The organism is Micromonospora sp. NPDC050695, from assembly GCF_040654415.1.
In the GTDB taxonomy this organism is placed as follows: domain Bacteria; phylum Actinomycetota; class Actinomycetes; order Mycobacteriales; family Micromonosporaceae; genus Micromonospora.
The window spans coordinates 45,998-55,488 of the sequence record NZ_JBFAHZ010000036.1; the positions used below are offsets into that span (position 1 = coordinate 45,998).

At 71.1% G+C, this 9,491-nt stretch carries 13 protein-coding genes and 1 pseudogene; 2 read left to right on the plus strand and 12 right to left on the minus strand.

What is annotated here, in order from left to right; translation table 11 throughout:
* Positions 1-80 precede the first annotated feature (80 nt).
* The 9 genes and pseudogenes from AB0H52_RS23230 to AB0H52_RS23270 form a co-directional block, all read right to left on the minus strand.
* Entirely contained in the window at positions 81-248 is a 168-nt protein-coding gene (locus tag AB0H52_RS23230) for a hypothetical protein (protein WP_192580449.1), read from the minus strand.
* A gap of 37 nt (positions 249-285) precedes the next feature.
* Complete coding sequence (locus AB0H52_RS23235) at positions 286-1,461, minus strand: alginate lyase family protein (protein ID WP_357949911.1); 1,176 nt, start codon at positions 1,459-1,461, stop codon at positions 286-288.
* Positions 1,462-1,632: 171 nt separating this feature from the next.
* Complete coding sequence (locus AB0H52_RS23240; protein ID WP_225854751.1) at positions 1,633-1,827, minus strand: SDR family oxidoreductase; 195 nt, start codon at positions 1,825-1,827, stop codon at positions 1,633-1,635.
* A 47-nt stretch (positions 1,828-1,874) separates the two neighbouring features.
* A pseudogene (locus tag AB0H52_RS23245) lies at positions 1,875-1,997 on the minus strand (hypothetical protein); the annotation flags it as partial.
* A gap of 138 nt (positions 1,998-2,135) precedes the next feature.
* Complete coding sequence (locus tag AB0H52_RS23250) at positions 2,136-2,429, minus strand: DUF6510 family protein (RefSeq protein ID WP_151492382.1); 294 nt, start codon at positions 2,427-2,429, stop codon at positions 2,136-2,138.
* A 41-nt stretch (positions 2,430-2,470) separates the two neighbouring features.
* Positions 2,471-3,235, minus strand: a complete 765-nt coding sequence (locus AB0H52_RS23255) for a ferredoxin reductase (RefSeq protein ID WP_357949929.1) — start codon at positions 3,233-3,235, stop codon at positions 2,471-2,473.
* A gap of 7 nt (positions 3,236-3,242) precedes the next feature.
* The gene (locus AB0H52_RS23260; protein ID WP_357949915.1) at positions 3,243-3,842 is read right to left on the minus strand and encodes a sulfite oxidase-like oxidoreductase; all 600 of its coding nucleotides are present in this window, start codon (positions 3,840-3,842) and stop codon (positions 3,243-3,245) included.
* Positions 3,843-3,918: 76 nt separating this feature from the next.
* Positions 3,919-4,941 (minus strand): TerC/Alx family metal homeostasis membrane protein, encoded by a 1,023-nt coding sequence (locus tag AB0H52_RS23265; protein WP_151492380.1) that lies wholly within the window; start codon positions 4,939-4,941, stop codon positions 3,919-3,921.
* Between the two features lie 209 nt (positions 4,942-5,150).
* The gene (locus AB0H52_RS23270) at positions 5,151-5,561 is read right to left on the minus strand and encodes a DUF2267 domain-containing protein (RefSeq protein WP_151492379.1); all 411 of its coding nucleotides are present in this window, start codon (positions 5,559-5,561) and stop codon (positions 5,151-5,153) included.
* A gap of 178 nt (positions 5,562-5,739) precedes the next feature.
* Here AB0H52_RS23270 and AB0H52_RS23275 point away from each other — a divergent pair, with 178 nt between their 5' ends.
* Positions 5,740-6,012 (plus strand): DUF2795 domain-containing protein, encoded by a 273-nt coding sequence (locus tag AB0H52_RS23275; RefSeq protein ID WP_151492378.1) that lies wholly within the window; start codon positions 5,740-5,742, stop codon positions 6,010-6,012.
* Between the two features lie 42 nt (positions 6,013-6,054).
* On the plus strand, positions 6,055-6,723 hold the full coding sequence (locus AB0H52_RS23280; protein ID WP_151492377.1) for a DUF1345 domain-containing protein: 669 nt from the start codon (positions 6,055-6,057) through the stop codon (positions 6,721-6,723).
* Between the two features lie 205 nt (positions 6,724-6,928).
* Here AB0H52_RS23280 and AB0H52_RS23285 read toward each other — a convergent pair whose 3' ends face one another.
* From AB0H52_RS23285 to AB0H52_RS23295, 3 genes are all read right to left on the minus strand, one after another.
* Positions 6,929-7,597 (minus strand): hypothetical protein, encoded by a 669-nt coding sequence (locus AB0H52_RS23285; protein WP_151492376.1) that lies wholly within the window; start codon positions 7,595-7,597, stop codon positions 6,929-6,931.
* A gap of 85 nt (positions 7,598-7,682) precedes the next feature.
* Positions 7,683-8,654 (minus strand): pirin family protein, encoded by a 972-nt coding sequence (locus tag AB0H52_RS23290; RefSeq protein WP_357949920.1) that lies wholly within the window; start codon positions 8,652-8,654, stop codon positions 7,683-7,685.
* Between the two features lie 189 nt (positions 8,655-8,843).
* A complete protein-coding gene (locus tag AB0H52_RS23295; protein ID WP_151492374.1) occupies positions 8,844-9,038 on the minus strand; it encodes a hypothetical protein in 195 nt (64 codons plus the stop codon).
* Positions 9,039-9,491: the final 453 nt, after the last annotated feature.

A 9,491-nucleotide genomic window follows, 5' to 3' on the forward strand; every position in this document is an offset into this window, starting at 1 on the left:
GCGCTCGCTCGGACAGCCCCACGTCGGTGAAGCGGAGTCGATCACGTAGCCGGCCGAGCCGACGGGCCTGACGGCAGGGGTCAGTGGCGCTTGGCGAAGGTCACGAAGGCGCGCCAGGCCGCCGGGGCGACGACCAGCACGGCCGCCGACACGACCAGCCGAGCCCGCAGCGGAACGTCGCGCCACAGACCGGTGCTCTGCCGGCCAGTCTGCCGCTGGCGCCTTCCGGGCCTCGGCTCAGGGGCCATCCCGTGTCGAGGCCCGGAAGCGCGCGTTCGGCGCGGGCTACGCCGGGTTGTTGGCGTGGGTCAGTGTCTCCCAGGCGACGAAGAGGTTGTTCGTGCCCTGGGGACGCTTGCGCTCGGTGTAGCTCTGGGTGTTGGCCATGCCGATACCCATCCGGTTGTGCAGCGCGTTGAAGCCGACCTCCGTGATCGGGCCGAGGCCGAGGGTCACCGAGCCGCCGCACACGCTCGACGGGACGGCGGTGCCGTTCTCGAACTTGGTGTGGAAGCCGAGCGCGTGCCGCAGCCGGTCCTGGAGCTCGGGGTAGAGGTCGCCGCCCTGGATGCGGGTGGTCTCGGCGACGTGCGAGATGGCGGAGAGGCTGTAGCCGGTGTGGACCCAGTCGCGGCAGGTCTCCTGCGCGTGGCCGTCGGTGTAGGTGGCCTGGCCGTGCCAGCGGGAGACGAGTTCGGCGGGCGTGTCGACGCTGGTGGCCGGCGGGTACAGGGGCCGAACCCCGTCCGCGGCGATGTAGATGGAGGCGGCGGCCGCTGCCCGGAACCGGGCGAGCGCACGGTCGTACGACGTGCGGTCCTCAAGGAAGATCGAGATGCCGATGGCCGCCTCGGCGAGGGTCAGGTCCCAGTTGCTGGTGCGGGAGTCGCCAGCGATGACCACGGGCAGGTAGACGGTGCGCAGCATGGTGGCGAACCGCGCCTGGTTGGGCCAGTTGCCGTACGTGTAGCGGATGATCTCGGCGGCGCGTGGCCACACCGAGCCGGCCCAGCCGGTCTGCAACGGGGCGTTGGAGTTGGTGTGCCGCTGGATCGTTGCCGACCAGGCGTCCATCAGGGCGATCGACTTCTGCGCGTACGCCGAGTTGCCGGTGATGTACCAGGCCAGCGCGTCGGTGTACGCGGCGATGGCGTCTTCGCGCTCGTCCGTGCAGCCGTAGTTCGGGTTGGACGTCTGGCCGCACTCGACGGTGGCCCGAGGCGCGGGGACTCGGGACAGCGAGGCGTACCGGCTGCCCATCATCTGGTTGTAGGCGTTGCGCCACGGCTGTTCGCCGGCCTGCACCTTGGCCTTGACGAAGTCGAGTTGTGGGCGGCTGACCAGCACGCCGGGGTGGGTGAAGGTGGCCGGGGCAGCCTGTGCGCTCGGAGGTTCGGTGATCGTCACCGCGCCGGCGGCAAGCGCGATGACCACCGCCAGGAGTACGCGTCGACAGCGCATGGCGGTCTCCTCAGTACGGGTGAATGAATAGACAGCTGCCTTAACAGTTGTCGGACATCCGACCCCAGGCCGCGAAACCGAGCAAGAAGACATCGATAAATTTAAGACTACGCTAAATCCATATCCACTTTCATCGATCGGGCGCGCGCCCCCGACCGGTGACGAGGGGGCTCAGCCCGGCAGAGAGCTGAGCTCGCCTCCGTTGGCGATCACCACGGTTCCGTTGACGTAGCTGCTGCGGTCATCCACCAGGAACAGGACGACCTCGGCGATCTCGTCGGGCGCCCCGATCCGACCGCGGATGTTGACCGTCCCGAGCATCTCCACGTTCCCGCCGAGCATCTCTTCGGTGCCTTCGGTGCGCACCCACCCACCAGGAGGAACGGCGCCCGCGTGTTGATCGCGACGTGCCGGTCGAAGCTCGCCGTGCTGGTGTCCAGCGTGCTGGTGAAGTCGTAGATCCCGGCGTTGTTCACCAGGATGTCCACCTCGGCGAGCTGTCCCTGGTGCTGCTGACGGCTCTGCAGTGCGGGCACTCCTGAGTCAGACGATGCGCAACACCCAGCCGATGCGCGCGTCGATGGACTCCGCCCTGGCCTACATCCGCTCGTTCACACCGGTGCCGTAGTCGCCGCCGTGCTCGCCGGATCGGCAGGTGTGGCGCAGAGTTCTCGTCAGAGCGGCTCGGGAAGTGCCTGCTCCATCGGCATCGGCACCTGGAGGTAGGTGACGCCGCGCATGTCCAGCCAGGCCCGGTCCGGCCCGCGCACCAGCCGCACCATCACCGACTCGCAGGACGGGCAGCGGGCGACCAGACCCGGCGCGTGCGGGTAGACGTGCAGGCTCGCCATCGAACCGGTCATCCCGCAGTTCTCGCAGCGGCCCATGGCGGTGCTCAGATCGACGGCGAACAGCTCGCGCAGCGGACCGTCGAGCATGTTGCCGTCCAGGTAGGACATCTCGGTCATCGGGTCTCCTCGACGTTGCCATGGGCGAGCGGGGTGGGCGGTCAGCCGGTGGGGCCGAAACGTTCGGTCTTGATCCGCCGCGACGGGTGCCCCAACCCGACCAGCAGGTCGGCCACGGCCTCCACGAACCCGGTCGGGCCGCAGACGTAGGTGAGCGGTTGCAGGTCCGGCGGCCAGCCGTGGGTGTTCACGTCGGCCAGCCCGACCCGGTGCGGCTCACCGCGCCAGTCCTCGGGTGCCTCGCGGGTGTACACGTACGCCACATCCAGGCCGAAGTCGTCGCGGACCCGGCGGCGCAGCTCGGCGGCGTAGATCACGTCCTCGGGCGTGCGCACCGAGTAGATCAGCCGGAACGGCACCTTGCTGCCGGTCGCCCGGCGCGACCGGATCATCGCCATCAGCGGCACGATGCCGGAACCACCGGCGACGAGCTGCACCGGCTCGGTCTGCTCCGGCCGCCAGATGAACCAGCCACCGAGCGGTCCGCGGACCTCCAGCGGGTCGCCGTCGGCAAAGACATCGATGAGGTACGGGGACACCTCGCCGTCGTGCACCCGCTGGACGGTCACCTCGATCCGGGGGCCGCCCGGGCCGTCCACGGCCGGCCCGGCGATGGAGTACGACCGGGCGGCCTGGTAGCCGTCCGGCGCGGTCAGCCGCACGTCGACGTGCTGCCCGGGCAGGTGCCCTGGCCAGTCCGGCACCTGGAGCACCAGCGTCTGTGCGGTGGGTGTCTCCACCCGGCGCTCCACCAGCCGGGCCACCTGCCAGGTGATCGGAGCGCGGGCCGGAGTGCCCGTCGCCACGGCGCGCTCAGTCACCCTGGTACCGCTGTTCGCGCCACGGGTCGCCGTAGTCGTGGTAGCCGGCCGTTTCCCAGAACCCCGGCTCGTCCATCGTCTTGAGCCGGATGCCGCGCACCCACTTGGCCGACTTCCAGAAGTACAGGTGCGGCACCAGCAGCCGCGCCGGGCCACCGTGCTCGGCGGGCAGCGGCGCGCCGTCGAAGGTGTGCGCCACCCAGGCCCGGCCGCCGCGCAGGTCGTCCAGGGGAAGGTTCGTGGTGTACCCGCCGTAGGAGTGCGCGACCGCGAAGTGCGCGCCCGTGTCCACACCGTCGAGCAGCGTGTCCAGGGAGACGCCCCGCCAGGTGGTGCCGAGCTTGGACCAGTGGGTGACGCAGTGGATGTCGACGGTCGGCGTCTCCTGCGGAAGCGCCATCAACTCCTGCCACGACCACCGGTACTCGGAGCCGTTCTCGGCGGCGATGACGAACTCCCAGGTGTCCAGAGACACCCGCGGCGTCGGGCCGGCCGAGAGAACCGCGAAGTCCTCGGTCAGGTACTGACCGGGTGGCAGGGCCGGCTCCTGTGATCGGGGCCGACCCTGAAAGCCCGGTGACACGATTCCCATTGCACAGTCGTACCACCCGCGCCGGGCGGGGCGGGAGCTTTCCCGCGTACCCCCCCGTCGTCGCGGCGCGGCGCGGTCAGTGCCGTTCCGTGACGACCTCGCGCTCCTCGGGGGTGCCGCCCCGGGTGGCGCGCAGGCTGGTCAGGGTGACCACCACCAGCACACCGATGATCACGCCGAGCGAGGCCAGGGTGGGGATCTGCGGCACCGACTCCCAGATCCCGTGCGCCCAGTGCAGGCCCAGCTTGAGACCGATGAACGCCAGGATGATCGCCAGGCCGTAGCTGAGGTGCACCAGCCGGCTCAGCGCCGCGTGCAGGACGAAGTAGAGCGCCCGCAGGCCGAGCAGGGCGAACGCGTTGGTGGCGAAGACCAGGTACGGGTCCTCGGTGATGCCGTAGACCGCCGGCACCGAGTCGACGGCGAAGACCACGTCGGTGGCCAGCACCGCGACCACCACCAGGGCGAACGGGGTGAGTGCCCGCTTCGCGCCCTGCCGGACCGTCATCCGGGTGCCGTGGTACTCGTCGACCACCGGCATGATCTTGCGCAGCAGCTTCACCGAGCGCATCTTGTTGATGTCGACTTCCTGCTGGTGCCCGGAGAGGGCGTCGCGCAGCAGCTTCACCGCCGTGGCGATGAGGATGACCGCGAAGAGCAGGAACGCGAAGTCGAGGGTCTGCAACGCCGCCGCACCGAGGGCGATGAAGACCGCCCGCAGCACCAGAGCGCCGGCGATGCCGTAGAGCAGCACCCGCTGGGCGAGCACGGCCGGCACCGCGAACGCGGCCAGCAACAGCATGAAGACGAAGAGGTTGTCGACCGAGAGCGACTTCTCCACCAGGTAACCGGTGATGTACTCCACGCCCTGCTGAGAGCCGTAGCGCGCCCAGATCCAGCCGCCGAACGCCAGCGGCAGGGCTATGTAGAACGCCGACCAGCCGAGCGCCTCCCGCATGGACACCTCGTGCGGGCGGCGCGTGACCAGGAAATCCAGCACCAGCAGGGCGAGCACACCGGCGATGGTCACCGCCCACAGGGTGGGCGTGCCCACCGAGGACAACTCGCTGGCAGCGGACAGGTACGATACTTCGGTCATGGGGCCTCCTCGAACACCGTGTCATGTTCGAGGTCTCCTTCACCCACCACCTGGTGGGCAATCACCCGAGGCGCGCCGGGCACGCCGTACTGACCGGAATGATTCGTGGGAAGTACTCCCCTCGCACGGACAAGGTTAGGCCAGGCTGATTCGCCACGCCAAGTGGGACGTCGATGGTTGCCCTGGTAAACCGCTGTACGAGGCCGGTGTCAGGCGCGGCGCAACGTCGCTCCCGGGGCCATCGCCTGCTCCACCAATCCCCGGTAGTCGCGCGGCAACTGGGTCGCCACGTCGTCGAACTCCCCACCGGTGATCGCCTCCCGCAGCGTCGTGAAGACCGCCCGTACGGCGTCGCGGGCCGCCGGCTCCTGCACATTGGCACGCAGTGCCACCCGCGCCACGAACTCGGCCGCCCCGAACCGGTCCGCCTGCTCGGTGCTCGGGCTCGGCTTGAGCACCAGTTGCAGCGGCTGCGGCATCTGCGCCGCCAGGTCCAGCACCTCGCCACCGGTCAACCGCTCGGCGAACGTCTCCAACACGGCCCGCGTCAACTCGACCGCCCGCTCGGACGACGTCGACGTGCGCTGGGAAACCTGGTCGATGAAGGTGTCGTAGTTCATCCGCGTACTCCCTCGGGCTGGCGTCGGCGCCTGCGGGTACCCGCGGCGGCCGGGTGGAAACGGCACCGATGACCGCCCGGGCGCGCGTGACATTTCCCGGCGGGGCGGGCGTGACGCGACGGCGGGCGGGTAACCGCCGCCGGTCGTGACCACATCGATGCCCGAGGGAGCCGCTGCCATGGCGAGCTACGCCGACGTCCTGCAGTACCTGTCGAGCCTGGACTACCCGGCCGAGAAGAACGACGTCGTCCGCGAGGCCGAACGGGAGGGCGCCCCGCCGGACGTCCTGAAGGCGTTGCGCGCCCTGCCGCCGGTGGACTACGCCAACGGCACCGAGGTCGCCCGGTCCGCGGGCATCGAAGCGGCCCCCGAGGTGGGCCCCTCGCAACGTGCCGCGCAGGCCCGGGACAAGAAGCACAACCGGGTCTCGCAGCACCTGCGCGGCATCTGACCCGGCGGTGACGGCCGCAGACCTGACACGCCGGTCGTCGGGATGACCCGCACCGGGCCGCTGTCCCGCCCGCCGGACGGGCACACCCCGGCCGCCGCGCAACTCGCCCTGGTGGGGGTCGTCGGCGTCGTCGTGGGCGTTGCCCTGGCCCTGCTGCTGCCACCGTCGCTCGCCCCCCTCGCCGGCTGGGACGTGGCCGCACTGAGTTGGCTGGTGCTGGTGTGGCGCAAGATCTGGCCCCTGGACGCCGGACGGACGGCCGCGCTCGCCGTGCACGAGGACCCCAACCGGGCCATCCGCGACGTGCTGCTGCTCATCGCCTGCCTGACCAGCCTCCTGGCCGTGGGGCTGGTGGTGGCCAGCGCGCACGCGGCGCCCCCCGGCCTCGCCCGCGACCTTTACGGCGGACTGGGCGTGTTCAGCGTGCTGCTGTCCTGGCTGGTGGTGCACACCGTGTTCGCCGCCCGGTACGCCAGGATCTACTACACCGGCCCGGACGGCGGGGTGAACTTCAACCAGCCCGAACCGCCGCGCTACTCGGACTTCGCGTACGTCGCGTTCACCATCGGGACGACGTTCCAGGTCTCCGACACGAACCTGACGAGCAACGAGATGCGGCGCACGGTGCTGCGGCACTCCATGCTGTCGTACCTGTTCGGCGCGTTCATCATCGCCGTCACGGTGAACCTGCTGGCGGGCCTGGCCCGCTGATCGCCGGGACAGGCGGGCGCCCCCGGGTCACGAACCGCGACCGGGGGCGCCAAACCTGCCCAGGCGGTGAAACGCGCCCGAACCGGGCGCGACCACCAAGCGGTGGATGCCCGCTCGAACCGAGCGGCCAGCACTGCCGAGTCCAACCATACGACAGAACATCCTCCATACGGTCAGTTTTTGCTGAACTGTGGGCCAGGGCACGTCAGGGCCGACCGGCCAGCTCCCCGTACCGGTGCTCCAGATCGACCCGTGCCAGCGCCCCCACCAGCCACGCCAGCCGTTCCGACTCCCCACTGGCCAGTCCCGCAAGGTCAGCCGCGGAACGGCCCAACCCGAGCCGCCGCGCCGCGGCGAGAGCCCGCCGGTCCGCCACCGGGGCCACCTCCCGCCACAGCGCCTGAGCCTCCCGCAGGAACAGGTCGATGACCTGACCGTCCACGCCGGGCAACTCGGCCAGCAGCGCCCGCTCCCGGACCGGATCGTGGTGCGCCGCCGACCGCAACCGGCGCAGATCGCCCCGATAGCGCTCGACGACCGCACGAGCCAGGTCACCCACCACGACGGCCACCGCGTCCACGTCACCGCGCTGACCGCTGTCGCGCAACACCCGCACCCGGTCCTCATGCAGCGAACGGGCCAGCCGGGCAGGACTGTCCCACCCCGCGTCGCGCAGCGCCCGCGCACCGTCCAACGCCCGCCGGAAGTCCCCCCGACGGGCCAGCAGCACCGCCAGGTAGAGCACCTGGAACAGGCTCGCCGGATTGTTGGTGACCCGGAACCCGTACTGCTCGGCGAAGCCTCGCCCGCTGCCGGCGAGCCGGCGGGCCAGACGCTTCCGGTCCTCCACGGGGGTGATCAGAGTGGTCGGCATGCCGGCGACTACCCGCGCGACCGCCGGTCACACGACCGCCTGTCACCGCCCGTTGGTCGCCCGCCCGTTGGTTGGCCGCCCGGTTTCAGCCGTGCAGGTCGCCGGTGCGGTCGCGGGCCTTGAGCCGGGTGGTGGGCAGGGCCGGTGCCGGCAGCGGCGGCGCCGGATCATCCGCGACCACGCCGAAGCGCCGCCCGGCCATCCAGTCCTCCCGGGCCTCCGCCACCTCCTCGTGCGAGCGGCCCACGAAGTTCCACCACATCACCAGCGGCTCGTCGAACGGCGTACCACCCAACAGCAGCAACCGCGCCCCCGCGCCACCGCGGACGGTCACCTCCCGCCGACCCGACCCGAGGTAGAGCAGCGCCCCCGGCTCGAACCCCACCCCCGCCGCCTCCGCCGACCCGTTCATCGCCAGCAGGGCGTACTCGAAATCGGGCCGCAACGGCAACGTGGTCGGCGCCGTACCACCCAACTCCAGCTGCGCCCCCATCAGCGGGGTGTGCACCACGGCCGGCGACCGCTCGCCGGCAAGCTCACCGACCAGCAAGGTGACGTCCAACTCGCCGTCGCGCCATCGCGGCAGGTCGGCGTGGTGGGCGAAGTCCGCCGCACCGGCCCGCGCCGGATCCGGCAGCGCCACCCACAGCTGCACGCCGTGCATCACCGGCGGATGGACGGCCGGCGACCGCTCGGAGTGCGCGATGCCCCGCCCCGACGTCATCACGTTCAACTGACCCGGCCGGATCGCCTGCACGCTACCGAGGCTGTCCCGGTGGATGATCTCGCCGTCGAGCAGCCACGTCACCGTCTGCAGCCCGGTGTGCGGGTGCGGCGGCACCTCCATGCCGGGCCGCTGCGCCACGTCGTCCGGGCCAAAATGGTCGACGAAACACCACGCGCCGACCATCCGGCGGGGACGCTGCGGCAAGAGCCTCCGCACCGTGGTGTAGCGGCCGAGCGGCACGTCGTGGCCCGGCAGCAGCACGCTGCCGGGATCGGCGTCGGCCACGCCAGGCGGTCGGGTCTGCGCCAGCATCGATTCGGTACGCTCCACCGTCCGACTGTACGCTCGCGCCCACCCGCGACCCCGACGCTTCACGCCGTTGCCAGGTTCTCGGGTCGGTGGCAGGCCCTCGGGTCGGTGGCAGGCTCTCGCGGCGGCGCTTGCGTCTACCGACCGCCGGTTGGCTGACGTGGCCGGCGTTTTCGCTGGCGGGCGGTTGGCGGGCGGGCTGCGGCGTGTTCAGCGGGGGCCGGTGTCCACCGTCACGCTGTTGGCCCCCGCCACCAGGTCGAGGTAGAGCCGGTCCGTCGACCGGTCCCAGCCCGGCGCACCCAGCAGCGAGCCCGCAGCCACGCCGTTCCACCGTTCGTCGCCGACCACGACGGAGCCGGCACCCGCGCCCACCCGCACCCGTACCGGAGGCTGGCCGGGCACCCGCACGTCAAGCTGACTCGTGCCGCCGCGGCGGCCAACAACATGCGAGCGCCGATCGACCACCGCCCGGGTGCGGTATCGGTTCGCGGCTCTGCCGCCGGTTGGAGTTCCGGCTGCTGGCCTGCCTCGTGAACTGCTTCGTGCTCGGTGCCGTCACCCACTGCGGCCATGCCTCGTCCCTCCGCCGGTCCCCCACCGGGAGGTACGTACCCGTCCGCCGATCGGATCACTCCGCGCCGATCACGCCGCTCCGCTATGTCGTCCCCGCCGATCACGTCTGGGTACGACGAAGGCCGGCACCCTGTGCGGGTGCCGGCCTTCGGTGTTGTTCTGCGGGTCAGCTGTTCCAGTGCTGGCCGACCAGGTCGGTGGCCTGCTGTTCCCACTGGGCGTAGGCGTCCGGGTAGGCCGACACCTGCACGGTCTGCGCGGCGTCGGTCAGCGCCATGTCCT

What these genes read in the sequence shown, in the direction of transcription:
- AB0H52_RS23285 (WP_151492376.1), bottom strand. Translation starts at nt 7,597, where the DNA reads ATGCCGACCACTCTGATCACCCCCGTGGAGGACCGGAAGCGTCTGGCC.
- AB0H52_RS23275 (WP_151492378.1), top strand. Translation starts at nt 5,740, where the DNA reads ATGGCGAGCTACGCCGACGTCCTGCAGTACCTGTCGAGCCTGGACTAC.
- AB0H52_RS23230 (WP_192580449.1), bottom strand. Translation starts at nt 248, where the DNA reads ATGGCCCCTGAGCCGAGGCCCGGAAGGCGCCAGCGGCAGACTGGCCGG.
- AB0H52_RS23235 (WP_357949911.1), bottom strand. Translation starts at nt 1,461, where the DNA reads ATGCGCTGTCGACGCGTACTCCTGGCGGTGGTCATCGCGCTTGCCGCC.
- AB0H52_RS23270 (WP_151492379.1), bottom strand. Translation starts at nt 5,561, where the DNA reads ATGAACTACGACACCTTCATCGACCAGGTTTCCCAGCGCACGTCGACG.
- AB0H52_RS23250 (WP_151492382.1), bottom strand. Translation starts at nt 2,429, where the DNA reads ATGACCGAGATGTCCTACCTGGACGGCAACATGCTCGACGGTCCGCTG.
- AB0H52_RS23265 (WP_151492380.1), bottom strand. Translation starts at nt 4,941, where the DNA reads ATGACCGAAGTATCGTACCTGTCCGCTGCCAGCGAGTTGTCCTCGGTG.
- AB0H52_RS23260 (WP_357949915.1), bottom strand. Translation starts at nt 3,842, where the DNA reads ATGGGAATCGTGTCACCGGGCTTTCAGGGTCGGCCCCGATCACAGGAG.
- AB0H52_RS23280 (WP_151492377.1), top strand. Translation starts at nt 6,055, where the DNA reads ATGACCCGCACCGGGCCGCTGTCCCGCCCGCCGGACGGGCACACCCCG.